A 26,194-nucleotide genomic window follows, 5' to 3' on the forward strand; every position below is an offset into this window, starting at 1 on the left:
GTGTTGCGGGTGGCGCACTCGGGGGCGGCCTCGGTGGAGGATTCGGCGGCGGTTCGTCCGGCGGCGGAGGTGGCTTCAGCTCGGGCGGTGGTGGCAGCTTCGGCGGCGGCGGCGCATCGGGCGGCTGGTAAGGATGGCCGTGGCAATGCAATCCCATTCGACTGGCCTGTTCGCCCGGCTCGGCCGCATCTGGCGCCATCGCTGGTTCGACGAGGCGGCCGTGCATCGTGTGCTGCCGCCCGAGCTGCTCGAGCGGCTCACGCAACGCGTGGCTGCCAGCGAACGCCGCCACAGCGGCGAGATCCGCATCTGCGTCGAGGCCGGGCTGCCGCTGTCGTACCTGTGGCGCAGCGCACCGGCGCGGCAACGTGCCGTCATGCTCTTCGGCAAGCTGCGCACATGGGACACCGAGCACAACAACGGCGTCCTGATCTATCTGCTGCTGGCAGAACACGCCATCGAGATCGTGGCCGATCGCGGTATCGACGCCCATGTGAGCGCCGACGATTGGGCGGCGATGGCCCAACGCATGGGCGCCGCGTTTCGCGAGGGCCGCTTCGAAGACGGGCTCACCCAAGCGCTGGGGGAAGTGTCGGCGCTGCTGGTCGAACACTTTCCGCTCGACGACGGCGTGGCCAATCGCAACGAGCTGCCGGACGCACCGGTCGTGCTTTAACGCGCGACAGCTCGCCGCCTCGGACTGGTCCTGCACGAAAAGTCCGCTATGTCTGCTGCGCCACATAGCGCGGCAGGCTCAATGTCCTAGCTTTCCAGGAGAAAGCCATGGCAGACAACCTCAGCAATCGCGGCCCGCAAGACCGCAGCCGCATCAACGTGAACGAGGCGCACGAGCTGCGCTATTGGACGCAGACCTTCAGCGTGACCGAAGCCAAGCTTAGGTCGGCCGTGGCTGCAGCCGGCGTCTCCACCGAGAAGGTACGGCACTATTTGGGCAAGTGATCGGGGCAAGCGAGCCGCCTGGCACCCGCAGCGAATCAAGCGCCCTCGGTTGGCCTCGTCGATGCCGCCACCGCCGCCACCGCCGCCACGGCCGGTACCAGCAACTTCATGTTGATCGAATGCGCCGCGTTCAGCTCCAGCTGAACCGCCCGCGTTACCTGCATCAGCAAACGCAAGCGCCGGTTGCTGTCACGCAGCCGGTCCGAAAGGCCTTTCGAGATGGCCAGTAGCAGGCGTGCTGCCACCGTGGGATGGCCGTCGATCAATGACATCAGAGCCTCGCGCGACAACGTCGCGAGCTTGAGGTCGGTCAACGCGGTGCAGGTGGCTGAACGCGGCGCGCCGTCGAGCAAGCCCATCTCGCCGATCAGGCTGCCCGGGCCGATCACCGACACCACGATCTCTTCACCGGTCACGCCGGTCCCGCTTTCGGCACGCACCTCGCCTTCGAGCACCAGCGCCATGTAGTCGGTGTCGTCGGCCTCGTCCTGTTCCATCAGGATCAAGCCGGCACGCACGAAAGCCGGCTCCATCGCATCGATGACGATGAGCGCGTCTTCGAGTTCGAGCTGGGCCAATGGCGCCGCGAGCATCAGCAGGCGTGCGGCGCGCTCGCGAAGATCGGGCTTCACCACGGAATTGTTCATTTGGCGAAACCTCGAGAAGTGATCGAAGCGTGGGCAACCTGCCCCGCCATGTTGGACAGGGTGGCCACGGGTAACGCCCACACCGCCGCACCGCCGACACCGTGAAAGCGTCGACCCGGTGCCGCCTCCACCAGCCAGCCGCCAGTGAACTCGCCGAACGCCGGCAGGATGGCCTGGCGCGCCTCGCTGACGAAGCACGGCATGCGCAAGCTGTCCCTACCGCGCCCGTACAGCTTGCACGCCGGATGCAGATGGCCCGCCAGAACGAAGTGCGTCGGGTGCGTTTGCGGATGGTGGCAGCAGGCGAACGGGCCGATGAGCCAGGGCTCGTCGACCACGTCGATGCGCAGCGACGCCGGCGGATCGCCCGCGCGGCGGTCGTGGTTGCCGCGCACCAGCGTCATGTCGATATCTGCATGACCGTCGCGCCAGACCTGCAGCGTGGTGAGCACGCTGCGCGCCTGCGCGGCATGCAGGAAGTCGCCGAGAAAAACGATGCGCCTAGGCGCGTGACGTTCAATCAGCGCGTCGAGTCGCGCGAGGTTTTCGAGCGTGGTGCCGCCCGGCACCGGCTGACCGAGCGCGCGGTACGTTGCGGCCTTGCCGAGATGCAAGTCGGCGACAAAGAGAACTTGCCCGGTGGGCCACCAGATGGCGCGCTCAGGAAGCAACTGCAGGGTTTCATCGGCCCATTGGACCTGGCAAGGAAGAGAAGGAGACACGAGCGGCGGGGTGATGACAGAGGCGATGGCAGCGGTGGAGGAAAGGCAGGAATCGGCGGAACGTCAAAAGGGAGTGCAGTGTCTCAAATTGTCAGCAATTTGTGACCACGCATGGTTAAACTCGTTGCACTGCAGGAGAGCGGGCGTTCGTCAGAACGGCCCACCGAAGGCGCAAACTCCCATGAACGCTCAGGTAAACCGCACGCCGGTTGTGTACTGCACCTTTTGAAAAGCCGTCTGGAGAGCCGTCACGCCAAGTGACGCACCGAAGGAGCAACTGCCGCAAGCCTCTCTTGCAGCACGAATCTCTCAGGTACCAAGGACAGGGGGAGCGGCCATTGAAATACTTTCAAAAGGTCCTCCCATGCGCGTGATCGTTCTCGGCGCCGGCTTGCTCGGCGTCACCTCTGCCTACTACCTCCAACAGCTCGGCCACGAAGTGACCGTGATCGACCGGCAAGCCACACCGGCCGCAGAAACCAGCTTCGCCAACGGCGGCCAGATCTCGGTCAGCCATGCCGAACCCTGGGCCAACCCGAGCGCACCGCTCAAGGTGCTGCAGTGGCTAGGCAAGGAAGATGCGCCACTGCTCTTTCGCATTCGTGCCGACATGCGCCAATGGCTATGGGGCCTGGAGTTCCTGCGCGAATGCACGCCGGCGCGCACGCGGCACAACATCGAGCAGATCGTTCGGCTCGGAACCTACAGCCGCAGCATGCTGCAGGCGCTGCGGCGCGACGCCGGCATCGCCTACGACGAGCGCACACAGGGCATCCTGCATTTCTACACCGACGAAAAAGAGTTCGACGGCGCGTTGAAGCCGAGCGAACAGATGCGCGCCCTCGGTTGCGAGCGTCTGGTGATCTCGGCCGACGAGGCCATCAGGATCGAGCCTGCGCTGGCGCATGTGCGGTCACGCCTGGCCGGCGCCACCTACACGGCCGAAGACGAATCGGGCGATGCCAACCGCTTCGCACGCGAACTGGTCAAGCTCTGCGAAGTGGCCGGCGTCAAGTTTCTGATGAGCCACACGGTGACCGCGATCCGCCAAGCCGGCGGCAAGATCGAACATGTCGAAGCGACCGATATCGAAGGCCGGTTCCAGAAGTTGCAGGCCGATTCGTATGTGCTGGCGATGGGCTCGCTCAGCCCGATCTACGCCAAACCGCTCGGCATACGACTGCCTATCTATCCGGCCAAAGGCTACTCGGTGACGATGCCGGTGAAAGACGCATCGAAGGCGCATCAGGTCTCGTTGACCGACGACGAATTCAAGCTCGTGTTCTCGCGCTACACCGCCGAAGACGGCCGCGGCGACCGCCTGCGCATCGCCGGCACCGCCGAACTCAACGGCTACGACCGCGACCTGAACCGCGTGCGTTGCGAAGCCATCGTGAAGCGCGTCGAAGACCTGTTCCCCGGCGCCGGCGATGCGACGCAAGCGCAGTTCTGGACCGGCTTGCGCCCGGCTACGCCGAGCAACGTGCCACTGATCGGCAAGACCAAGCTGCCGAACTTTTTCCTCAACACCGGCCACGGCACGCTGGGCTGGACGCATGCCTGCGGCTCCGGCAAATCGATCGCTCGCATCGTCAGCGGCCTGACGCCCGAAGTGGACTTCGCCTTCACGAAGGCGTGATCAGTCCCACCACACGGCCGTCGCCGATGAACGACTGACCGACCAGCATCCGGAAGCGGGTGTCTGCGGTGAACAGTGGCAGTGCCACGGCTGGCGCCAGGAACTCGACCTGCACTGCGCGCGACTGCCCGCGTCGCAGCACCGCCGCTCCTTGCGGCAGCAGCCAGCGCGCCGAGAAAGCCTGGTTGTCGACGACGAAGGCGCAGTGATGCTCGCCCTCGGCGATGGCCTTGTCTTCCACCGGCACGCTGGCCGGACGCAAGGTGATGTCGACCAGCGCCTGCGGCTTGAACGCACTGCCGGCAACGAAAGTCGGCGGCAGCGTACCGGCGACCGTGGTCTGCGGCTTGCGCTTGATCCTGCCGATGAGCCAGCCGACGATGTTGCCGACGATCGGCACCCAGATCAACATCATCAGAGTGCCGACGTTGCGCAGCGCACCCGGTTCGGCGTAATGCCGGATGAAGGCACCGACGACCGCGGCACCGAGCAGGATGGCGACGATGAGCTGGCGGCGGAACTGGATGGAGGGGGTCATGCGTGCGGCATTTTGTACCCCGACCGATGGGGACCATCGAGGCTAGAGCGGCGGCAATGGTCGCGACGGCTTGCGCTCGCGACGGGGTCGCTTCCGTGCGCTCTGGCCGTCGGCACTTTCGCCGCCGCTGTCGTTGCCGATCCCGCTGCCTTTGACCCTGGCCGGACGACGCTCGCTGCCGAACGCCAGCGTGCTCCTGACGCCCTCCACGCCGCCTACCGGCACCGCCCCACCCGCTGCCTTCTCCAGTTGCTCGACCATGCGCGCGATGCGGTCGGCCACGCTTTCGTTCGTGAGCTTTTCGCGGAAGCGCTCGATCATCAAAGGGAATGCGAACGGTGTCGGGCGCGCCAGCGTTTGCACGACCAGCTGCTGCGTGTTCAAGCGCGCGAGGCTCGCGCGCAAGCGGCCGATCTCCAGTTCCTGCGCGAGCAGTTCCTGCTCGGCCTGCAGCAGCAGCCGGTTCTGCGGATCGTATTTGCGGAACACCTCCCAGAACAGCGACGACGAGGCCTGCAGCTGCTTGTTGCTGCGCTTCTCGCCCGGATAGCCCTGGAAGATCAGTCCGGACACACGCGCGATTTCGCGAAATCGACGCTGTGCCAGCTCGCCCGCATTCAGGCTTTCGAGCACCTCGTGCAACAGCGTCGCCTCGTCCACCGGCGCCAGCACCTGTGGCAGCAGCGCCGGCCAGTCGACCTCAGTGGCGCAGAGCAGCTCGAAGCCGTAGTCGTTGACTGCAATCGAGAAGGTCCGCGGCGCCTGTTGCGCGACGCGCCAGGCGATCAGGTTGGCGAGCCCGAGATGCACATGCCGCCCCGCGAACGGGTAGAGAAAAAGGTGCGAACCTTCGCGCGTCTTGAGCACCTCGGCCAGCAGCGTTTGCGGTGTCGGCAGCGCCGACCACTGCTGCTGGATTTCTAGCAGCGGGCGCACGCATTGCAGTTCGGGCGAGTCGTACTTTCCCTGGCCGGCCAGCGCGAGTTGCTGCACCACGGCATCGGCCAGCGTGGTCGACAGCGGCATGCGGCCCCCGTTCCAGCGCGGCACCGCCGGACGCTTGCCCGAGGCGCGGCGCACCCATGCGGTCATTTCGTGGATGCGCACGAGTTCGAGCATCCGACCACCGAAAAGAAAGCAGTCGCCCGGCTTCATGCGCGCCGCAAAACTCTCTTCGACACTGCCGAGCTTGGCGCCGCCGACGAACTGGACCGTCATGCTCGCGTCGCTCACGATGGTGCCGATGTTCATGCGATGGCGGCGCGCCAGCCGCGCATCGGGTACGCGCCACACGCCGTCGGCATCGGGTACGGCGCGCTGGTAGTCCGGGTAGGCAGCCAGCGACGGGCCACCCTGCCGCACGAACGCCAGGCACCAGTCCCAGCTCTCGCGCGACAGCTGGGCGTAGGCGGCGGTGCTGCGCACTTCGTCGTACAGGTCGTCGGGCATGAAGCCACCGCCCAACGCGACGGTGACCAGGTGCTGCACCAGCACGTCGAGCGGTTGCTCGGGCGTGCTGCGCGCCTCGATGTGGCCGGCCGCGATCGCGGCGCGTGCCGCAGCGCCCTCCACCATCTCGATGCTGTGCGTCGGCACCAGGGTGATGCGCGACGGCCGCCCGGGCGCATGGCCCGAGCGCCCGGCCCGCTGCAGCAAGCGCGCGACGCCCTTGGGCGAGCCGATCTGCAGCACGCGCTCGACCGGCAAAAAATCGACGCCGAGGTCGAGGCTCGACGTGCACACCACCGCGCGCAGCTCACCGCTCTTCAAACCTGCCTCGACCCACTCGCGCACCGCGCGGTCGAGCGAGCCGTGGTGCAGCGCGATCAAACCCGCCCATTCCGGCTTCGCTTCGAGCATCGCTTGGTACCAGATTTCCGACTGCGAGCGGGTGTTGGTGAACACCAGCGTCGTCTTGCTCGACGCGATCTCCTCGATCACCTGCGGCAGCATCGTGAGCCCCAGATGCCCGCCCCATGGAAAGCGCTCGGCGCGGCCGGGCAGCAGGGAATCGATGACCAGCTTCTTCGGGACCTCTCCTTGCACCATCGTGCCCGCGCTGCTGCCACTGCCGAGCAGCGTGCCCATCGCCTCGTGCAGATTGCCGAGCGTGGCCGACATGCCCCACACGATGAGTGCCGGGTTCCAGCGCTTGAGCCGCGCCAGCGCGAGCTGCACCTGCACCCCGCGCTTGTTGCCGAGCAGTTCGTGCCACTCGTCGACCACCACCATCTTCACGCTGCCCAGTACCTCGCTCGCGTCCGCGCGGGAGAGCAGCACCGACAGGCTCTCGGGCGTGGTGACGAGCACCGTGGGCAAGCGGGCGTTTTGCGCTGCGCGCTCGGCTGACGAGGTGTCACCGCTGCGGGCGCCGGCCGACCAATCCGGCGCCAGTGCCTCGAGCGGCTGCTGAAGCGCGCGCAGCGTGTCGGCCGCGAGTGCGCGCATCGGGGTCAACCACAGCACCGCGAGCGGGGGAGCCACCTTCTTCTTTGTCGTTGCGGCGCTAGGCAGCGCTGCCGGCGTTTCCGCCTTTTGGCCCTTGGTCGTTTTCGGCACGGTCGCGAAAGCCAGCAGCGCACCGAGCCATACCGCGTAGGTCTTGCCAGCGCCGGTGGTGGCGTGCAGCAGCCCGGACTCGCCAGCGGCGATGGCTTTCCAGACGACGCGTTGGAACTTGAAGGGTTTCCACTTCCTAGCTTCAAACCATTCGATAGCGGGTGATGACATGAAAAGCATTCCGGTGAGTTGAGCACGTGGTCCCGCGTCGCAAAGACGGCTGGCTGTGATGTCGAGGTGCCAACCCAGACATTTACATTAGGTGCATCACACGCAACCCAACGGACGACAGCATGGCTAAGGATCTCACTTGGCGCGAAGCCATAGACAAGGTATTAGGAGCTGCTGGCACTCCGCTCCACTACAAGGAGATCACGGACAAGATCATTGCCAGCAGACTGCGAAGCAATCTGGGCGCAACACCTGCGGCTACCGTGAACGCTCAAATCAGCGCCTCGATCAAGCACGACGACGCTTCGCCGTACGTACGTGTCGGCAAAGGTACGTTTACGCTGGCGCAGAGACCGGTGATGGGAACAAGTCCGGACAAAGAGAAGCTCACGCCAACGACAGACGCATCCGACGAGGACGAAGAGCAGTATGAAATAGTGAGCTCCTTCGGCATGTTTTGGCGCAGAGAGGCGATTCAATGGGTCGCTACGCCACAGCTTCTGGGGATGCAGCAACTCGGAGCGATCCCGGTTGACTTCAACAAGCAGCTTGGGATCTATTTGCTCTATGACGGGCGCGAAGTGATCTACATAGGCCGCACCACTGACAGGCCTCTGGGTCGACGGCTGTTTGAGCACACCTCGGATCGCATGGGTGCGCGATGGGATAGATTTTCCTGGTTTGGACTTCGACCCGTCAAAGACACTGGCCTGCTTGGAGAGATGCCCGCGACCTACGACGCCGCAAAAATGATCCCTGCGCTCGAGGCAATTCTTATCGAAGCACTTGAACCTCGACAGAACAGGAAGAGGGGAGACGATCTGTCGGCGGTGGAATACATACAAAAAGAAGATCCTGAGATCCAAAAAAGAAAATCCAAAGCCTTTGTCCAAGCGGTTATGGAAAAAATGTAGTCGGTCGTGAGACCCGACGACGACTCTGCTACTTGTCATCGGGCAGCAACGCCGCCAGCGTCCCCAACGTATCCGCTTCTTCCACCGGCTTGTCCTCCCGCCACCGCAGCATCCGCGGGAAGCGCACAGCGATGCCGCTCTTGTGCCGCGTGCTCTTCGCGATGCCTTCGAAGCCGAGCTCGAAGACCAACGTCGGCTTCACGCTGCGCACCGGGCCGAAGCTCTCGATCGTGGTCTTGCGAATGACCGCATCGACGCGGCCCATCTCCACATCGGTGAGGCCTGAATAGGCCTTGGCGAAGGGCACGAGCTTGCGCTCTTCCTGCTCCGGCGGACCATCCCACACGGCGAAGGTGTAGTCGCTGTACAGGCTGGCGCGGCGCCCGTGGCCGCGCTGCGCGTAGATGAGCACCGCATCGATGCTGAGCGGGTCGATCTTCCACTTCCACCAGGTGCCGACGTCCTTGGTGCGGCCCGAGCCATAGGCCCCATGGCGCTGCTTGAGCATCATCCCTTCCACGCCCATCGACCGCGCGGCTTCGCGTTGGCGCGAGAGGTGGGCCCAGTCGCCGCCGTTGAGCATCGGGCTCGCGATGAGTTGCGGGTGCTGTACCTCGGTCAGGAGCACGTCCATCGTCATGCGACGCTGTTCCTGCGGCAGCGCGCGCAGGTCCTTGCCTTGCCATTCGAGCAGGTCGTAGGCGAGCAGCACAACGGGGATTTCGCGCAGCAGCTTAGGGCCGAGCGTCTTGCGGCCGATGCGGCGTTGCAGTTCGGCGAAGGGCTGCACTTTGTCGTCTCGCCACACCACGATCTCACCGTCGAGCACGGTGCCGTCGGGCAGCGCCTCGCCCATGGTCGCGAGCTCGGGGAAGCGGTCGGTCACGAGTTCTTCGCCGCGCGACCACAGCCACACCTGGCCAGCGCGCTTGACCAGCTGCGCACGGATGCCGTCCCACTTCCACTCGACCAGCCAGTTCGCGGGCGCGCCGAGCAGCGCATCGAATCGATCGACCGGTTCGTTGAAGGGATGCGCGAGGAAGAACGGGTACGGCTGGCCGCTGGTCTGCTGGTTCTGCTCGCCATCGCTTTCGGGCGCGATGAGCGTGGCGTAGTCGCGCGCCGTGGGTTGTCCTGTGATGTGGGTGTAGCCCATCAGCCGCTGTGCCACGCGCTTGGCATCGATGGCGCCGACCGCGGCCAGCGCCTGCGTGACCTGCAGCCTCGACACCCCGACGCGGAAGCTGCCGGTCATGAGCTTGAAGTAGACGAGTCGCTCATCGGCCGCAAGCTCGCGCCACTGCGCGCGCAGCGTATCGGTGAGTTCGTCGGGCGGCGTTTTTCTGAGCGGCAGCAAGCGCTGCTCGATCCACACGGCCAAGCCCAGGTCGTGCGCCTCGGTCGGTGGCGGCAACAGCAGCGAGATGGTTTCCGCCAGGTCGCCGACCGCTTCGTAGCTTTCATCGAAAAGCCATTCGGGCAGGCCGGCGGCCTCTTGCGCGAGCAGCCGAAGAAGCTTGGTCGGCACCAGTTGGCGTGGCTTGCCGCCGGCCAAAAAATAGACGGCCCAGGCAGCGTCTTCAGGCGCCGCACCATGCAAGTAGCGCTGCAGCGCGGCCTGCTTGGCTAGGCTCGATGTGGTGGCGTCGAGTTCCCGGTAGAGGGCGGCGAAGGCTTTCATGCGATGGTCACGCCGCTGGCCCCCACCCCTGCCCTCCGTCGGAAGGGGAGGAAGCCTCGGTTGTTACTCCTTCCCCTTCCGCGGCAAGGTTGGGATGGGGGCTCTCGGCCTTGTCCGCCACGTCTTCATCGCCGTACTCGGTCTTGAATCCCTGCGCCTCCAGCCCGTTGTCGGTGAGCCAGCGCACCAGCACCGCGACACTGCCGTGCGTCACGAACACGCGCTCGGCGCCGGTGCCGGCAATGGCCTTCTGCAATCCCGGCCAGTCGGCGTGATCGCTCATGACGAAGCCGCGGTCGACACCGCGACGGCGGCGCGTGCCGCGCAACTGCATCCAGCCGCTCGCGAACGCATCCGAATAGCTGCCGAAGCGGCGCATCCACGGCGTGCCCTGCGCCGACGGCGGCGCCAGCACCAGCGCGCGCTTGAGCATCTGCGGGTTCACTTCGGGGTCGCTCGCGCGCAGCGTCGGCGGCAGCGCGACGCCGGCGGCGCGATACACCGCATTCAGCGGCTCGACCGCGCCATGCACCACGATCGGCCCGATTGACGGGTCGGCACCGTGCAGGATGCGCTGCGCCTTGCCGAAGGCATAGCAGAGCAGCACCGAGGCGCGGCCGTCGTCGGCATTGCGACGCCACCAGTCGTTGATGTCGGCACTCAGTTGCGCCTGCGTCGGCCAGCGGTAGATCGGCAGGCCGAAGGTCGACTCGGTGATGAAGGTGTCGCACGGCACCGGCTCGAAGGGCGCACAGGTGCCGTCGGGCTCGGTCTTGTAGTCCCCCGACGCGACCCACACGCGGCCGCCATGCTCGAGCCGCACCTGGGCCGAGCCGAGCACGTGTCCGGCAGGGTGGAGCGAGATGCGCACGCCGTTGTGCTCTATCGCTGCGCCGTAAGGCAGGGTCTGCAAGTTGATGTCGGCACCCAGCCGAGTTCGCAACGTGCCCTCGCTGTCGGTCTGCGCAAGGTAGTGGCCGTGGCCGATGCGCGCGTGGTCGGAGTGCGCATGCGTGATGACGGCACGATCGACCGCGCGCCACGGGTCGATGTAGAAATCGCCCGCCGGGCAGTAGAGGCCCTCAGGACGGGCCACGACCAGATCGTCGGGGCGCGAGGCAAAACTGACGGAGGTCGGCGGCACGTGCATGTGCAGTGGATCGTAGGCGCAGGCAGCGCGATCTTGGCCGTTGGGGCGCCGCGAAGCGCTGTGGGCAGCCGCCTACGCCCGCGACGCGACATGCCGCGCGACACAGCGAAAGGGGTGATCAGGCGGCCGGCGCCGCCCTGGCGAGCAGCGCCACGTAGCCACTTTCCATTTCCATCCGCGACGTCACGCCGTCGCGCTTCAGGATGCGATGCGCACGGGGCAGGTTCCAGCATGGAATGTTGGTGAACATGTGATGCTCGGCGTGGTAGTTGACCCAGTAAGGCGCGATGACCGCGCGCGCCAGCCAACTCGCGTGCGTGGTGCGCGCCTGGCGCAGTGGGTCGGGCTCGTTTTGCGCGACCAGCGCGTGCTCGGCGATGTTGCGGATGCGGCTCACCAGCGGCAGCCAGGTCATCATGGGCAGCAGCCACATCAAGAGCCAGACCCACCAGAAGCCCGCCGCGCTGAAGAGCGCGAAGCCGATGGCGTTGCCAACGAGGAAACGGCGATCTTTGGCGACTTCCTGGCCCAACAGCCGCCAGGCCGACTCGCCCTCTGTGCGAGCCCGGATGCGCTGGGCGATGTGGGCGAAACGCTGCTTGTAGAACGTCTGCCCGCTCAGGTCGCGCCAGACCTTGCGCGCCAGCGACGAGCGCTTGATGGGGAATGGCGCCGACAGCACCAGGTCCGGGTCTTCGGTCTGCTGCACATAGCGGTGGTGCTGCAGGTGGTACGGCCGGTAGGCGCGCAGCGTGGGCGTGCAGAGCCAGTGCGCCACCCAGTCGTTGATCTTGCGGTTGCGGTGCAGCCCCGCGTGTGCCGCGTCGTGCATGAGCACAAACAGTCCCAGTTGCCGGGTGCCGATGACGACGACCGCGAGTGGAATGGCGAGGGGCCAGAGCGCCCCGACGACCATCGCTGCGCCTATGACGGCCCAGCAGTGCGCCACCGACCAGAGGCCGCGCCATGCCGAGCGATGCGTGAGTGCGCTCCAATCGTCGGGTGTGAAAAAGGCGTCGGGTTGGACGCGGGGCGCAGCTGCCACGGCTCGTTTCCTGCAGGCCCGCTCGGGGGCGAAGTGCCCACTTTAGCGACGTGCGCTCCCCGCAGCTACCGGGAAACCGCTACTTCTTCTTCGCGCCACCCATCATGTCAATGATGTTCATCTTCATCCCGTTCGACATGATCATGTCGCCAGGCTTCTGGTCGGCCTTGCACGGGCCGACCCACTTGGCATCCATCGCCGCCTTTCCCTCGGTTTTTCCCATGAAGGGCGGTTGGTACGTCGACGTGCTTTCCATGCGGTAGCCGGTGCTCAGGTCGCCCGTGACAACGGCGTGCGTGGTTGCAATGCTCGTACCGACCTTGCACACCGAATCGATGACCGTCGTGCTGCCCGCTTTGCGCATGTCCTGCTTCGAGCAAGCGTCCTTGCCCGTGCCCGTGCCCATGCCTTGCGCCATGTCGCGCATCGCCTGGTCGCTGCTCGCGTCGATGCACTGCTGGATGGTCTGGTCCGCGGCAGCGGCAGTGCCGTCGCCGATCTTCATTTCCCAAAGGCCGGGCTTGCGCGCGGGGTAGTCGATGGCAAACGCAGGTGTCGCGGCGATGCACGACAACAGGCACAGTGCCGCGACGGGCAAACGAATCTTCATGGAGGACTCCGAACGATGGAAGCAATCCGAGCTTGTACCGCGCTGCTCGATGCCGCGAAATAGTGCGATCGGCCTAGCTCGGCGCGACAGCCATTGTCACCAAGCCGTCCACTTGGCGTCGCTGGCGGCCGATGCAACAGTGCGCTCGATGAAACGCACGCCGCGTGCGCCGTCTTCCACGCGCGGATAGTCGGCCGTCATCGCGTCGGCGGTCGTGCCCGCGAGTCTGGCGCGTATGTCTGCTGAGATGCCCGCATAGACATTGGCGAAGGCTTCGATGAACCCTTCCGGATGGCCGCTCGGCAGTCGGCTCGCGCGCCGTGCCGATTCGCACAACCACGGCGAGCCGCGCGTCAGTATCTGCTTGGGTCCGTCGTGCGGCAGATGCACGAGCTGGCTCGGCTGCTCTTGCCGCCACTCGATCGTGCCGAGCGTCCCCGACACGCGCAGCCGCAAGTCGTTTTCGACGCCCGTATTGACCTGCGACGCGATCAGCACGCCGCGCGCGCCACCGGCAAACCGCAGCAGCAGGTTGCCGTCGTCGTCGAGCGCGCGGCCCGGCACCAGTGCCGAGAGATCGGCACAAAGGGCTTCGATGTCGAGACCGGTGACCGTCGCGATCAGGTTCTCCGCATGCGAGCCGATGTCGCCGATGGCGCCCGCTGCCCCGCTCCGCGCCGGGTCAGTGCGCCAGTCAGCCTGTTTATTGGTTCCGCCGCCCTCGAGCTGCGTCGCAAGCCAGCCTTGGTTGTATTCGACAACCACCTTGCGCACCGTGCCGAGCTGACCCGATCGCACCATCTCGCGTGCCTGGCGGACCATCGGATAGCCCGTGTAGTTGTAGGTCACGCCGAACATCGTGCCCTGCCGCTGCACCGCTGCAATCAACGCGTCGGCCTGCGCCCGTGTGTGCACCAGCGGCTTGTCGCACACCACGTGAAAGCCGGCGTCGACGAAGGCCTGCGCCACCGGAAAGTGCACATGGTTGGGCGTGACGATCGAGACGAAATCGATGCGCTCATCGATCGGTCGCTTCAGTTCATCGGCGAGCAATGTCCGCCAGTCGCCATGATTTCGATCGTCGGCCAGGAACAGGTCGCGACCTGATGCGTGGGCCTTCTCGGGGCTGGACGACAACGCACCCGCCACGAGGTCCACTTGCCCGTCGAGCGCGATGGCCTTGCGGTGCACCGCGCCGATGAAGGCATCGCGGCCACCGCCGACCATCGCGTAGCGCAGCTTGCGAAAATTTTCAGAGATCATGTTCGCGAAGTGCGCAAAGTCTGCACCGGACCAAGATCAGAACGGCGAATCAGGATGGTAGAAATCCTTGGCGTTGTCCTTGGTGATGAGCACCGAAGGAATGATCGTCGTCGCCGGCAGCTTCTCGCCCTTGAGACGCGCTTCGGCCGTGAGCTTGATCGCGTCGTAGATGAACTTGGGCGAGTAGCTCACGTCGGCCTTGATGCGCGGGTCGCTGCCGTCCATGATGGTCTTGACTGCGCCCTTGGCGCCGGCGCCACCGAAGATGATCTTGATATCCGTGCGCTTGGCCTGCGCAATGGCTTTTTCGACGCCCACCGCCATGTCGTCGTCGGCAGCCCAAATGGCGTCGATTTCCTTGAAACGCGTGAGGTAGTCCTGCGTGACCTTGAAGGCATCGTCGCGGTTCCAGTTAGCGTACTTGGCGTCGAGCAGCTTCACATCCGGACTGCCCTTGAGCACCGCGTTGAAGGCGTCCATGCGTTCGTTGTCGAGCGTGGTCGCGATGCCGCGCAGTGCGACCACGTTGCCCTTGCCGCCGAGCGTCTTCACGATGTACTCAGCCGGGATCTTGCCGAAGGCCGTGTTGTCGCCCGCCACGTAGGCGTCTTGCGCGCTGGTGTCGGTCAGGCCGCGGTCGACCACGGTCACGTAGGCGCCCTTGGCCTTGACCTGCGCGACCGGCTTGGTGAGGGCCGCAGACTCGAACGGGAACACGACCAGCGCGTTGATCTTGGTGACCGTCGACAAGTCCTGCAACTGGTTGGCCTGCTCCGGCGCGTTGGCCGCCGTCTTGATCGTGATCTTCAAGTCCTTGTGTGCCTTTTCCAGATCCTTCTTCGCCTGGTTGGCCCAGTAGTTGATGCCGCCCATGAAGCTGTGCGTCGCTGCCGGAATGGACACGCCGAGGTTGACCTTTTCGTCGGCGAACGCGGGTGTGCTGGCCAGCCCGATGGCGGCTGCGGCCACGGCCGTGAGCGCAATGCGTCGACTGAAATTTTGGCTCATGTGTTGGGTGATGTTTGTCATGCTGGATGTCTCCTTTTGGTTGATGAAACGGGAACGGAAAACGGAAGCGAAATCGAAAATCGAACTAGCGACGACCGCGCTGCAGGAACGCAACGCTGATGATCACGAAACCCTGCACCGCCGCGTTGAGGTACACGCTGATGACGCTGGTGAGGTTCAGGATGTTGCTGATGACCGAGAGCAGAATGGCGCCGATGACCGTACCGGTGATGCTGCCCGCGCCGCCTTTCAACGCCGTGCCGCCGACGATCACGGCTGCGATGGCTTCGAGCTCCCACAGCAGGCCGGTGGTCGGCGAAGCGGAGCCGAGACGAGGCACGTACAACAGCGTCGCGATGCCGACGCACACGCCGAGCAGCACGTAAGTCAGGATCTTCACGCGGTCGACATCGACAGCGGCGTAGCGCGCCACTTGTTCGTTCGATCCGATCGCCTGCACGTAGCGGCCATACGCCGTGCGGTTGAGGATGATGCCGCCGATGATGGCGACGATCACGAAGACCCACACCGGGATCGGAATGCTGAAAATACTGGCGTAGTACACCGGTGCATAGAGGTCCGACAGGTTGTTGTCGAGCGTGAGTGCACCGCCGTCGGCGAAGTAGGTGAGATAGGCGCGAAAGATGCCGAGGGTGCCGAGCGTCACGATGAAAGGTTCGATGCGCCCCTTGGTGATGAGCAGGCCGTGCGCCAATCCGAACACGGCGCCCAGCACGACCGCCAGCACCGCGCCCATGACCACCGCGAGCAGGGGCGAGCCGAATGCCGGTCCGGCCCAGTTGATGAACATGATCACGCTGCCCGCGATCAGCGCCGCCATCGAGCCCACCGACAAGTCGATGCCGCCCGAGATGATGACGAAGCACATGCCCACCGCGATGATGCCGATGAAGGCAGTGCGCGTGAGCACGTTCATCGCGTTGTCGACGGTCGCGAAATCGCTGTTGAGCGCGGTACCGACGATGCAAAGGAGCACGAGTCCGAGCACCGGACCGACGGCGCGCAGTCGCTCCGTCCAGCGCGGCCGGGCCTCGGCGCGATGGGTCGACTCGGTCGATTCAGTCAGCTTGGGCGGTGGCATTTGCGGTTCCGGTGGCATGAGCGATCAGCTCCTCTTCTGTCAGATGCTCTGCGTCCAGCGTGGCGACGATGCGGCCTGCGCGCATCACCGCCACGCGGTGGCACAGGCCGATCAGTTCCATCAGCTCGGACGAGATGACGATCACTGCGAGCCCTTCACGGGCGAGTCGCTGGATCAGGAAATAGATGTCGCGCTTGGCGCCCACGTCGACGCCGCGCGTCGGCTCGTCGAGCACCACGACCTTCGGGTGCGGCTGCAGCACTTTGGCGAGTGCCAGCTTCTGCTGATTGCCCCCCGACAGCGAGGACGCCTTGACGTCGGGTGAGCCGGTGCGAATGCCAAAGTCCTTTATCGCCTCGGACAGCGCCGCGCGCTCCACATCAGGCTTTAGCCAGGGCTCGGCGTAGCGCTCGAGCGCCATCAGCGTGAGGTTCTGGCGCAGTCCGAAATCGACGTGCAGGCCCTTTCCCTTGCGGTCTTCGCTGAGGTAGGTCAGCCCATGCTTGGCAGCATCGCGTGGGTTGCGCCATCCGGCGGCGCCGGGCACCGGCTTGCCCAGCAGCTCCACGCTGCCGCTCGCGGGCCGCAAGCCGAGCAGACCTTCGAAGAGTTCGGTTCGGCCGGCGCCGACAAGGCCGGCGAAGCCGAGGATTTCGCCAGGGCGCACTTCGAAGCTCGCGTCCTGCGCCCAACCGGGCACGCTGAAATTGCGCACCGTCATCGCGGGCGCATCGGCCGTCACGACCACGTCGCGCGGCGGATACAGGTCCGACAGTTCGCGGCCGACCATGAGGTTCGCCATCTGATGGCGTGTGATGTCGGCCGTCAACGAGCGCGCGACGAATCGGCCGTCGCGCATCACGATCACTTCGTCGGTCACGCGCTCGACTTCATCGAGCTTGTGCGAGATGTAGACGATGGTCACGCCATCGGCACGCAGTTGCGCAATGAGATTGAAGAGGCGTTCGGTCTCGCCTGGGGTGAGCGTGGCGGTTGGCTCGTCCATGATGAGCAGCCGGGCGCGACGCGCGACGGCCTTGGCGATCTCGACCAGTTGCTTCTCGGCGACGATGAGGCGGCGCACCTTGGTCGTCGGGTCGACCCGCAGTCCGACCTGCGCGAGTGCAGCGGCAGCGTCGCGTTCCATCGAGGCGTCGTCGAGCAGCCAACCTCTTTTTTTCTCGTGCCCCAGGAAGATGTTTTGCGCGACGCTCAAATCTTCAGCGAGGTTGAACTCCTGGTGGATCAGCACGATGCCGAGCGCCTCGGCGTCTCTCGAGCTCGCGAATACCTGCTGCGTGCCGTTGACGCGCAATGCGCCGCCGGTCAACGGCTCGTAGCCGGCCAGGATCTTCATCAACGTCGACTTGCCGGCGCCGTTTTCGCCGAGCAAGCCGTAGACGCGACCAGGTGCCAGGGCGAAGCTCACGCCGTGCAGCACCTGCACCGCGCCGAACGCCTTGACAACGTTGTCGAACTCGACGGACACGCCAGAGCCACTGATCATGGCGCCACTCCACGCACCCTGAGCGTCTCTTGCATGGCCAGCACGCCCGCGCCGATCAAACCGCCCTGTGTGCCCAGCGGCGTGTACTGAATTTCGAGGTGCCGCGTCGAGAGCGCCAGCGACCGCTGGTAAACGCTCTGACGGACCGACGCCAGAAAGAGCGGGCCGATGCGCGTGATGCCACCGCCGATGAACACGTGCGATGGATTGAAGAAGTTGACGACCGACGCCAGCATCTGGCCTATCAGACTGCCGGCGCGCTGGATGATGGCGTTGGCCGCAGCGTCGCCTTCGCGGCTGGCGTGGCCGACGTCGAGCGCTTCGATCGTTCCGTGGGCACGCAGGCATTCGGCCAGCGCGGCGCTCTGGCCCGCTTCTGCCGCCGCCACGGCCATGCGCGTGATCGCCGGTCCCGCCGCCATCACTTCGACACACCCGAGGTTGCCGCAATGACAGCGCGGCCCTTCCTGGTCGACGCAGATGTGGCCGACGTCGCCCGCCGCACCGGCAGCACCGCGGTACACCTCGCCGTGGCACACGATGCCGCAGCCGATGCCGGTGCCGACCTTGATTACCAGAAAGTTGGAGAGCGAGCGTTGCAGGCGCCAGAGTTCGCCGAGCGCCATCAGGTTGACGTCGTTGTCGACGAAGACGGGTGCGGCATAGTCTTCGCGCAGGTAGTCGCGGATCGAGAAGCTGTCCCATGCCGGCATCAACGGCGGGTTGACCAGTTGACCGTTCTCGAAGTTGACCGGACCAGGCACGCCGATGCCGATGCCGATCACCTCTTTGGCGCTGCTGCCGCATCGGGTGAGCAGCTCGCGCATCAAGGTGCGCACGCGGGCCAGCAAGACGCCGGGGCCGTCGCGCACATCGGCCGGCTCGGAGTGGTGCGCCAGCACAGTGAGGTCGGGCCCCAGCACGGCGACGTCGATGCTGGTCGCGCCGATGTCGATGCCGATGAGCACGCCGAGCGCGAAGTTCAGTTGAAGGTTCTCTGCGCGGCGACCGCCGGAGGATTTTTGCAGTCCCGACTCGGCGAGCAGACCTTGATCGACGAGCCCGGCGATCAGCGCATTGGCTTTGCTTTTGGAAAAGCCAAGGCGCTCCGCCATGCCATGGCGCGAACCGCCGGTCGACCAAAAGGTCGTCTCCAGCAGTTGCATCTCGTCAGCGGTGAGTGCGCTCCAACGTGCCAAGCGTTGTATCTCCATGTCTCGTTGCGCCGGTCTTGATGCCGGGCGAACGCGAATATTAGAGGCGCGGCTTCAGCCAGACAAGGCTGAACTTCGGATATGTTTAGTTCGAAGTGTTGCGATGGGGCCCGCTTTGGTGCAGCCACGAAAAAGCCGCCCGGAGGCGGCCTAATCTCAAGTACGCGTGGCGATCACTTCTTGTCGCGGTATTTGCGCAGTGCCGCGAGTTGTGCCGCCATGACCGCAAGCTCCGATTGCGCCATCGCGATGTCGATGTCGGTCTTGGCGTTCTTGAGCGCTTCTTCGGCAGCTGCCTTGGCAACGTTGGCCTTCTCGTCGTCGAGGTCCTTCCCGCGGATGGCGGTGTCGGAAAGCACGGTGACCGAGTGCGGCTGCACTTCGAGAATGCCACCCGCCACGAAGACGAACTCTTCTCCGCCGTCGGCCATCTCGATTCGCACGGCCCCCGGACGGATGCGCGTGATCAGCGGCGTGTGGCGCGGAAAGATGCCGAGCTCGCCGGCTTCACCGGGCAGCGCGACGAACTTGGCTTCGCCCGAGAAGATCGACTCTTCCGCGCTGACCACGTCCACATGAATAGTGCCTGCCATGGTGATTCCTTGTTAAGCGACCTTCTTGGCCTTTTCGAACGCCTCGTCGATACCGCCCACCATGTAGAACGCTTGTTCCGGCAGGTGGTCGGCTTCGCCGTTGACGATCATCTTGAAACCACGGATGGTCTCGGCCAGTGGCACGTATTTGCCCGGTGTTCCGGTGAACACTTCTGCCACGTGGAACGGTTGCGAGAAAAAGCGCTGGATCTTGCGGGCGCGGGCCACGGCGAGCTTGTCGTCCGGCGCGAGTTCGTCCATGCCCAGAATCGCAATGATGTCGCGCAGTTCCTTGTAGCGCTGCAGCATGCCCTGCACGGCGCGGGCCGTGTTGTAGTGCTCTTCGCCGACCACGTTGGGGTCGAGCTGGCGTGAGGTCGAATCGAGCGGGTCCACAGCGGGGTAGATGCCGAGCGAAGCGATGTCACGCGACAGCGCGACGGTCGAATCCAGGTGGGCGAAGGTAGTGGCAGGCGACGGATCGGTGTAATCGTCGGCTGGCACGTAGACGGCCTGGATCGAAGTGATCGAGCCGACCTTGGTCGACGTGATCCGCTCTTGCAGGCGGCCCATTTCTTCAGCCAGCGTGGGCTGGTAGCCCACGGCGGAGGGCATACGGCCCAGCAGTGCCGACACTTCGGTACCGGCCAGCGTATAGCGGTAGATGTTGTCGACGAAGAAGAGCACGTCACGGCCTTCGTCGCGGAACGATTCTGCGATGGTCAGACCGGTCAGCGCCACGCGCAGACGATTGCCCGGAGGCTCGTTCATCTGGCCGTAGACCATGGCCACTTTCGACTCCTCGAGGTTCTCGAGGTTCACGACGCCGGAGTCGGCCATCTCATGATAGAAGTCGTTGCCCTCACGGGTCCGCTCGCCCACACCTGCGAACACAGACACGCCCGAGTGGGCCTTGGCGATGTTGTTGATGAGTTCCATCATGTTCACGGTCTTGCCCACTCCGGCGCCACCGAACAGGCCCACCTTGCCGCCCTTGGCGAAAGGGCAGATCAGGTCGATCACCTTGATGCCGGTTTCCAGCAGGTCCTGCGACGGCGAAAGCTCGTCGTAGGCAGGCGCCTTGCGGTGGATCGATGCGGTAAGTTCCTGGCTGACCGGGCCGCGTTCGTCGATGGGCGCGCCAAGCACGTCCATGATGCGACCGAGCGTAGCCTTGCCGACCGGCACCGTGATGGGCGCGTTCGTGTTGGTCACGATCAGGCCGCGGCGCAGGCCGTCGGACGAACCGAGCGCAATGGTGCGCACGATGCCGTCGCCGAGCTGCTGCTGGACTTCGAGCGTCAGCGCGCTGCCGGCGAACTTGAGCGCGTCGTAAATCTTCGGCATCTGGTCACGCGGGAATTCCACGTCGACCACGGCGCCGATGCATTGAACGATCTTGCCTTCTGCGATTGCTTGAGCCATGTGTGCTCCGATAAAAGTTGTTTGTTTGAGAACGTCGACTGAAGCGCTGAGACTTAAACGCCGGCGGCGGCTGCCGCACCTGCGACGATCTCGGACAGTTCTTTGGTGATGCCGGCCTGACGCGTCTTGTTGTAGATCAGCTTCAGCTCGCCAATCACATTGCCCGCGTTGTCGGTTGCTGCCTTCATCGCGACCATGCGCGCCGAATGCTCCGACGCCATGTTCTCGGCAACCGCCTGATAGACCAGCGATTCGACATAGCGCACCAGCAACTCGTCGATGACGCTCTGCGCATCGGGCTCGTAGATGTAGTCCCACGAATGTGCGCCCGGCTCGGTTTGAAGCGAATCGACGGCCAACGGCAGCAACTGTTCCACCAGCGGTTCTTGCTTGATGGTGTTGATGAACTTCGTGTAGCAGAGGTACACCGCCGAGATCTTGCCTTCGGCGTAAGCGTCGAGCAGCGTCTTGACCGGGCCGATCAGCTTGTCGAGGTGCGGCACGTCACCCAGATGGGTCACGTGCGCCACGACGCGCGCGCCGATGCGATTCAAGAAGCCGAGCCCCTTGCTGCCGATCGCGACTGATTCGATGGCGATGCCGGCGTTTTGCGCCTCGCGCAGCTTCACGGTCACTGCACGCAGCAGGTTGGTGTTCAACCCGCCACACAGGCCCTTGTCGCTCGTCACGATGATGAAACCGACCGCCTTGGCCTCGTTCGTCTTCATGAACGCGTGCGTGTATTCCGGGTTCGCCTTGCCGAGATTGGCCGCGATGTTGCGGATTTTTTCGCTGTAGGGGCGAGCGGCACGCATGCGTTCCTGCGCCTTGCGCATCTTGGAAACCGAGACCATTTCCATGGCCTTAGTGATCTTCTTGGTGTTCTCCACCGATTTGATCTTGCCGCGGATTTCCTTACCTGCTGCCATGTCAGTTCCTTGTCGTCAGGTCGATCGGGGCGATCAGGCGAACGACTTCTTGAAAGCGGTGACGGCGGCCGTCAATTCGGCTTCCGCATCCTTGTCGAGCGCCTTGGCTTTTTCGATCTTGTCGAGGAGCGGTGCGTAACTCGACTTCAGGAATTGATGCAGACCGTATTCGAACGGCAGCACCTTCTTGATCTCGAGATCGTCCATGAAGCCCTTGTTCACCGCGAACAGCGTCGCACCCATCAACGAGACAGGCAGCGGGCTGTATTGCGCCTGCTTGAGCAGTTCGGTCACGCGGGCCCCACGGTCGAGTTGCTTGCGGGTGGCTTCGTCGAGGTCGGACGCGAACTGCGCGAACGCGGCCAGTTCACGGTACTGCGCCAAGTCGGTACGAATGCCGCCTGACAGACTTTTGATGATCTTTGTCTGCGCAGCCGAACCGACGCGCGACACCGAGATGCCCGCATTGATGGCAGGACGGATACCGGCGTTGAAAAGATTGGTCTCCAGAAAAATCTGGCCATCGGTAATCGAGATCACGTTGGTCGGCACGAACGCGGACACGTCGCCGGCTTGTGTCTCGATGATTGGCAGCGCCGTCAGTGAACCGGTCTTACCCTTGACTGCACCCTTGGTGAAGTCTTCGACGTATTTTTCGTTCACGCGGGCGGCGCGCTCGAGCAGGCGGCTGTGGAGATAGAACACGTCGCCTGGGTAGGCTTCGCGACCTGGTGGCCGACGCAGCAGCAGCGACACCTGGCGGTAGGCCACGGCCTGCTTGGAAAGGTCGTCGTACACGATCAGCGCGTCTTCTCCACGGTCGCGGAAATACTCGCCCATGGTGCAGCCCGAGTAGGCCGACACGTACTGCATGGCGGCCGATTCCGATGCGGAAGCAGCGACCACGATGGTGTAGTCCATAGCACCCGCTTGCTCGAGCGCACGCACCACGTTCTTGATCGAGGAAGCCTTCTGGCCAATCGCGACGTAGACGCAAGTGACGTTCTGGCCCTTCTGGTTGATGATCGCGTCGATCGCGACGGCGGTCTTACCGGTCTGCCGGTCACCGATGATCAGCTCGCGCTGACCGCGGCCGATCGGCACCATCGAATCGATCGACTTGAGACCGGTTTGCAGCGGCTGGTCGACAGACTTGCGGGCGATCACGCCCGGAGCGACCTTTTCGATCACGTCGGTCATCTTGGCGTTGATCGGGCCCTTGCCGTCGATCGGCTGACCCAGTGCATTCACCACGCGGCCGATCAGTTCCGGGCCCACGGGCACCTCGAGAATGCGGCCCGTGCACTTCACGGTATCGCCTTCGGAGATGTGCTCGTACTCGCCCAGAATCACAGAACCGACGGAGTCACGCTCGAGATTCAGTGCCAGCCCGTAAGTCGGAGTGCCGTCGGCTGTCGGCGGGAACTCGAGCATTTCGCCCTGCATCGCATCGGACAGACCATGCACGCGCACGATGCCGTCGGTAACGGACACCACGGTGCCTTCATTGCGAATGTTCGCGCTGACGCCGAGGCCTTCGATACGGCTCTTGATCAGCTCGGAAATTTCTGCGGAATTGAGTTGCATGACTCTTTCCTTCTTTCTTTGTAAAGGGCTGGAGGCTGGGGGCCGTCAGGCCGCCAGCGCAACTTTCATTTGTTCGAGGCGCGCTTTGACGGAGGTGTCGAGCACCTCGTCGCCGACCACCACACGAATGCCGCCGATGAGCGCCGGCTCTTGCTGAACCGTCACCTGCAGCTTGCGGCCGAAGCGCTTTTCGAGCGCGGCCGACACGCCGACCAGGGCTGCGTCGTCGATTGGGAAAGCGCTGTACACGATGGCGTCCGAAGAACCGCTTCGGGCATTCGCGAGTGCCCGGAACTGCTTCGCAATTTCCGGCAGCACCGCAAAACGGCCGTTGTCGAGCAACGCGCCCAGAAAGTTCTGCGCAGGTGCCGTCAGCGGCGCACCGTTGGCACTCGTTACGATGCCGAGCATTTGCTCGGTGGTCGTACGCGGGCCGCTGGCGAACTGCAGCAAGGCAGGGTCGGTCGAGATCACGGCCAGCTTGTCGAGCCAGGCGCTGGTGGCACCGAGGTTCGACGAAGACGCTTTGAACAGCGCCTCGGCGTAAGGACGTGCGATGGTGGCGAGTTCAGCCATGGTGCCTCAAAGCTCGGTCTGCAGGCGGGCCAGCAAATCGGCGTGCACGGCCGGATTCACTTCCTTGCGCAGGATCTGCTCTGCGCCCTTGACGGCAAGTGCTGCAACTTGCTCGCGCAATGCTTCGCGTGCCTTCAGCGCTTGCTGATCGGCTTCGACGCGCGCGGCTGCAACGATCTTGCTGCCCTCTTCGGTCGCACGCGACTTGGCTTCTTCGATGATGGCCTGTGCGCGACGCTCAGCATCGGCCACGCGTTGCGCGGACTCGTTGCGCGCTTGGCCGAGTTCGACTTCCACGCGCTTGTTGGCGGCGGACAACTCGGACTTGGCCTTGTCGGCAGCAGCGAGGCCTTCGGCGATCTTCGCGGCGCGCTCGTCGAGCGCCTTCGTGATCGGCGGCCACACGAACTTCATCGTGAACCCAACCAGGATCAGGAACACGATCATCTGAACGATCAGGGTACCGGTAATGCTCACTTTTTACCCTCTCTATGGGATTGAAACCGAGGCCATCTCACCAGTGAAAAACAGGGAAACGACATCGAAGGTCCGATGAGAAGGACTTACTTGGGCAGGTTGGCGATTTGCGCCAGGAAAGGGTTGGCCGTAGCAAACCACAACGCAATACCGGTACCAATAATGAAAGCGGCGTCGATCAGACCAGCCAGCAGGAACATCTTGGTTTGCAGTTCGCCCATGAGTTCGGGTTGGCGTGCAGCCGATTCGAGGTACTTGCTGCCCATGATGCCGATGCCGATGCATGCGCCGACAGCGCCCAGACCGATGATGAGGCCGGCGGCCAGTGCAACAAAGCTAATAACTTCCATGATGACTCCTAGAGGACTTTGGTTGACGAGAAACAGAAAACAGAAAACGAAACTGGGTCGATCCGAAGATCAATGTTGATCGTGGGCCTGACCCACGTAGACCAGCGCCAGCATCATGAACACGAACGCTTGCAGCGTGATGATCAGGATGTGGAAGATGGCCCATGCCGTACCAGCCACTATGTGGCCCAGCGCGAGCAGGATACCGGTCGCCGACAACGACCAGGCGCCGCCCATCAGGGCGATCAGCAAAAAGATCAGCTCCCCGGCGTACATGTTGCCGAACAGCCGCATGCCATGCGAAACCGTCTTGGCGACGAACTCGATGATCTGCATCGCGAAGTTGAACGGGTACAACGCCCAATGATTGCCGAAGGGCGCAGTGAAAAGCTCGTGAACCCAACCGCCAAGGCCCTTGATCTTGATGTTGTAGTACAGGCAGATGAGCAGCACCGCAACCGACATACCCATGCTGATCGACAGATCGGCGGTCGGCACTACGCGAAGGTAGGCGTGATGCGGATCGCCACCGGCCGCGCCATAGACCTTTTCCCAGATGAACGGGAACAGATCCACCGGGAACAGGTCCATCGCGTTAAGCATGAAAATCCACACGAAGATCGTCAGCGCGAGCGGCGCGACGAACTTGCGGCTCTGGGCGTTGTGCACGATGCCCTTGGCCTGCTGATCAACCATTTCGACGAGCAGTTCGACAAAGGCCTGGAACCGTCCAGGCACGCCCGACGTCGCCTTGCGCGCAGCCAGCCACAAGAAAAAGCAACCGAGCGCGCCGAGCGCGATCGAGAAAAACAATGAATCGAAATTGAAGACCGAAAAATCGGCTACGCCACCCGGCTTGGAGCTTTGCAGATGCGTCAAGTGGTGAACGATGTATTCACCAGCTGTTGGACCGTGTTCCGCAGCGTTTTCAGCAGCCATTCCGTTACTTGTCTCGTTATTGCCGGCGCCGGGGCGTTAACGCCACCGCCAACCAGGCCGCCTTCATTGTGACCACCAAACCGACCAGCATTGCAGGCCAGCTCAGCGCCGTAATCAGCCTTGGCGCCGCGATCAACATCGCGAGCGACAAGGCCATCTTGACCATTTCCCACAAAAAGAATCCAAACACCGCGGTGCCCGGATTCAGGGAAGAAAACTTGCCGGTCAGCCCCCGCGCGAACACCGCAGCGGGAATGACCACTGCCAGCGCGCCGTACCCAGCCGACCAACCTAGATTTTGCCTCCCGGTCAGGCCCCAGGCGGCCAAAGCCACCAGCACCCCGACCACCAACTGGCCCGCGATCACCCGCCAAAGGGAAACCGACGGGCTCTTAGCCCTCAACGCCTGCGCCTCATCGGCCGTGAGCGGCTTGAAGTCAGCTTCCTGGTCGTTTACTTGCGTATCAAAAGTATCCACGTCGTCCCGGGCGATTTTTTTCATTAAAGTGAAGCCCGGGGACAGCGCAGAGCGATCAGGAATTTCTACAAAGCCATTGATTATAAGTAAATCCAATGCCTTTCCAGGCA

Annotated in this window: 26 protein-coding genes and 2 riboswitches; of the genes, 4 read left to right on the forward strand and 22 right to left on the reverse strand. The window is 64.0% G+C overall.

Features of this window, described 5'->3' with window-relative positions:
- Nucleotides 1-145 precede the first annotated feature (145 nt).
- Together QN413_RS22040 and QN413_RS22045 are read left to right on the forward strand one after the other, a co-directional pair.
- Entirely contained in the window at nt 146-676 is a 531-nt protein-coding gene (locus QN413_RS22040; protein WP_323498747.1) for a TPM domain-containing protein, read from the forward strand.
- Between the two features lie 107 nt (nt 677-783).
- Entirely contained in the window at nt 784-960 is a 177-nt protein-coding gene (locus QN413_RS22045) for a DUF3606 domain-containing protein (RefSeq protein ID WP_187054023.1), read from the forward strand.
- 35 nt (nt 961-995) lie between these two features.
- Here QN413_RS22045 and QN413_RS22050 read toward each other — a convergent pair whose 3' ends face one another.
- The gene (locus tag QN413_RS22050; RefSeq protein ID WP_323498748.1) at nt 996-1,607 is read right to left on the reverse strand and encodes a cyclic nucleotide-binding domain-containing protein; all 612 of its coding nucleotides are present in this window, start codon (nt 1,605-1,607) and stop codon (nt 996-998) included.
- Complete coding sequence (gene pdeM, locus QN413_RS22055) at nt 1,604-2,329, reverse strand: ligase-associated DNA damage response endonuclease PdeM (RefSeq protein WP_323498749.1); 726 nt, start codon at nt 2,327-2,329, stop codon at nt 1,604-1,606. The genes QN413_RS22050 and pdeM overlap by 4 nt, the downstream gene beginning before the upstream one ends.
- A gap of 122 nt (nt 2,330-2,451) precedes the next feature.
- A riboswitch (glycine riboswitch) is annotated at nt 2,452-2,544 on the forward strand.
- A gap of 12 nt (nt 2,545-2,556) precedes the next feature.
- A riboswitch (glycine riboswitch) is annotated at nt 2,557-2,665 on the forward strand.
- Nucleotides 2,666-2,693: 28 nt separating this feature from the next.
- On the opposite strand from pdeM, the gene QN413_RS22060 reads away from it, so the two are divergent.
- Nucleotides 2,694-3,968 carry a D-amino acid dehydrogenase gene (locus tag QN413_RS22060; protein ID WP_323498750.1) on the forward strand — a complete coding sequence of 425 codons (1,275 nt, stop codon included), beginning with the start codon at nt 2,694-2,696 and terminating at the stop codon, nt 3,966-3,968.
- Here the strand turns inward: QN413_RS22060 and QN413_RS22065 are convergent.
- Together QN413_RS22065 and QN413_RS22070 are read right to left on the reverse strand one after the other, a co-directional pair.
- Entirely contained in the window at nt 3,955-4,506 is a 552-nt protein-coding gene (locus QN413_RS22065; protein WP_323498751.1) for a hypothetical protein, read from the reverse strand. The genes QN413_RS22060 and QN413_RS22065 overlap by 14 nt on opposite strands.
- Before the next feature lie 42 nt (nt 4,507-4,548).
- Nucleotides 4,549-7,236, reverse strand: coding sequence for a ligase-associated DNA damage response DEXH box helicase (locus QN413_RS22070; protein WP_323498752.1), 2,688 nt, complete (start codon nt 7,234-7,236; stop codon nt 4,549-4,551).
- A 122-nt stretch (nt 7,237-7,358) separates the two neighbouring features.
- On the opposite strand from QN413_RS22070, the gene QN413_RS22075 reads away from it, so the two are divergent.
- On the forward strand, nt 7,359-8,150 hold the full coding sequence (locus tag QN413_RS22075; protein WP_323498753.1) for an HTH domain-containing protein: 792 nt from the start codon (nt 7,359-7,361) through the stop codon (nt 8,148-8,150).
- A 28-nt stretch (nt 8,151-8,178) separates the two neighbouring features.
- Here QN413_RS22075 and QN413_RS22080 read toward each other — a convergent pair whose 3' ends face one another.
- From QN413_RS22080 to QN413_RS22165, 18 genes are all read right to left on the reverse strand, one after another.
- Nucleotides 8,179-9,831 (reverse strand): ATP-dependent DNA ligase, encoded by a 1,653-nt coding sequence (locus tag QN413_RS22080; protein WP_323498754.1) that lies wholly within the window; start codon nt 9,829-9,831, stop codon nt 8,179-8,181.
- A 7-nt stretch (nt 9,832-9,838) separates the two neighbouring features.
- The gene (locus QN413_RS22085) at nt 9,839-10,975 is read right to left on the reverse strand and encodes a ligase-associated DNA damage response exonuclease (RefSeq protein ID WP_323498755.1); all 1,137 of its coding nucleotides are present in this window, start codon (nt 10,973-10,975) and stop codon (nt 9,839-9,841) included.
- A gap of 124 nt (nt 10,976-11,099) precedes the next feature.
- Entirely contained in the window at nt 11,100-12,026 is a 927-nt protein-coding gene (locus QN413_RS22090) for a fatty acid desaturase family protein (RefSeq protein WP_323498756.1), read from the reverse strand.
- 79 nt (nt 12,027-12,105) lie between these two features.
- A complete protein-coding gene (locus QN413_RS22095; RefSeq protein WP_323498757.1) occupies nt 12,106-12,636 on the reverse strand; it encodes a DUF3617 domain-containing protein in 531 nt (176 codons plus the stop codon).
- A gap of 96 nt (nt 12,637-12,732) precedes the next feature.
- The gene (locus QN413_RS22100; protein ID WP_323498758.1) at nt 12,733-13,899 is read right to left on the reverse strand and encodes a Gfo/Idh/MocA family oxidoreductase; all 1,167 of its coding nucleotides are present in this window, start codon (nt 13,897-13,899) and stop codon (nt 12,733-12,735) included.
- A gap of 36 nt (nt 13,900-13,935) precedes the next feature.
- Nucleotides 13,936-14,907, reverse strand: a complete 972-nt coding sequence (locus QN413_RS22105) for a substrate-binding domain-containing protein (protein WP_323498790.1) — start codon at nt 14,905-14,907, stop codon at nt 13,936-13,938.
- A gap of 85 nt (nt 14,908-14,992) precedes the next feature.
- Nucleotides 14,993-16,009 carry an ABC transporter permease gene (locus tag QN413_RS22110; protein WP_323498759.1) on the reverse strand — a complete coding sequence of 339 codons (1,017 nt, stop codon included), beginning with the start codon at nt 16,007-16,009 and terminating at the stop codon, nt 14,993-14,995.
- Complete coding sequence (locus tag QN413_RS22115; protein WP_323498760.1) at nt 15,987-17,516, reverse strand: sugar ABC transporter ATP-binding protein; 1,530 nt, start codon at nt 17,514-17,516, stop codon at nt 15,987-15,989. The genes QN413_RS22110 and QN413_RS22115 overlap by 23 nt, the downstream gene beginning before the upstream one ends.
- A complete protein-coding gene (locus tag QN413_RS22120) occupies nt 17,513-18,682 on the reverse strand; it encodes an ROK family protein (protein ID WP_323498791.1) in 1,170 nt (389 codons plus the stop codon). The genes QN413_RS22115 and QN413_RS22120 overlap by 4 nt, the downstream gene beginning before the upstream one ends.
- Before the next feature lie 221 nt (nt 18,683-18,903).
- The gene (locus QN413_RS22125) at nt 18,904-19,323 is read right to left on the reverse strand and encodes a F0F1 ATP synthase subunit epsilon (RefSeq protein WP_187054010.1); all 420 of its coding nucleotides are present in this window, start codon (nt 19,321-19,323) and stop codon (nt 18,904-18,906) included.
- A gap of 12 nt (nt 19,324-19,335) precedes the next feature.
- Complete coding sequence (atpD, locus tag QN413_RS22130) at nt 19,336-20,748, reverse strand: F0F1 ATP synthase subunit beta (RefSeq protein ID WP_187054009.1); 1,413 nt, start codon at nt 20,746-20,748, stop codon at nt 19,336-19,338.
- A gap of 53 nt (nt 20,749-20,801) precedes the next feature.
- Nucleotides 20,802-21,677, reverse strand: a complete 876-nt coding sequence (gene atpG, locus QN413_RS22135; RefSeq protein ID WP_187054008.1) for a F0F1 ATP synthase subunit gamma — start codon at nt 21,675-21,677, stop codon at nt 20,802-20,804.
- A 33-nt stretch (nt 21,678-21,710) separates the two neighbouring features.
- Nucleotides 21,711-23,264: a F0F1 ATP synthase subunit alpha gene (atpA, locus tag QN413_RS22140; RefSeq protein ID WP_323498761.1), complete on the reverse strand. Its 1,554-nt coding sequence runs from the start codon at nt 23,262-23,264 to the stop codon at nt 21,711-21,713.
- A 45-nt stretch (nt 23,265-23,309) separates the two neighbouring features.
- The gene (locus QN413_RS22145; protein ID WP_187054006.1) at nt 23,310-23,840 is read right to left on the reverse strand and encodes a F0F1 ATP synthase subunit delta; all 531 of its coding nucleotides are present in this window, start codon (nt 23,838-23,840) and stop codon (nt 23,310-23,312) included.
- 6 nt (nt 23,841-23,846) lie between these two features.
- Nucleotides 23,847-24,317: a F0F1 ATP synthase subunit B gene (locus tag QN413_RS22150; RefSeq protein ID WP_187054005.1), complete on the reverse strand. Its 471-nt coding sequence runs from the start codon at nt 24,315-24,317 to the stop codon at nt 23,847-23,849.
- 86 nt (nt 24,318-24,403) lie between these two features.
- Nucleotides 24,404-24,667, reverse strand: coding sequence for a F0F1 ATP synthase subunit C (gene atpE, locus QN413_RS22155; RefSeq protein WP_007830191.1), 264 nt, complete (start codon nt 24,665-24,667; stop codon nt 24,404-24,406).
- Nucleotides 24,668-24,736: 69 nt separating this feature from the next.
- Complete coding sequence (gene atpB / locus QN413_RS22160; protein ID WP_323498762.1) at nt 24,737-25,606, reverse strand: F0F1 ATP synthase subunit A; 870 nt, start codon at nt 25,604-25,606, stop codon at nt 24,737-24,739.
- A 16-nt stretch (nt 25,607-25,622) separates the two neighbouring features.
- A complete protein-coding gene (locus QN413_RS22165; protein ID WP_323498763.1) occupies nt 25,623-26,108 on the reverse strand; it encodes an ATP synthase subunit I in 486 nt (161 codons plus the stop codon).
- Nucleotides 26,109-26,194 lie beyond the last annotated feature (86 nt).

Origin of the sequence: Variovorax sp. LG9.2, assembly GCF_035018885.1 — a bacterium.
Lineage (GTDB): Bacteria > Pseudomonadota > Gammaproteobacteria > Burkholderiales > Burkholderiaceae_C > Variovorax.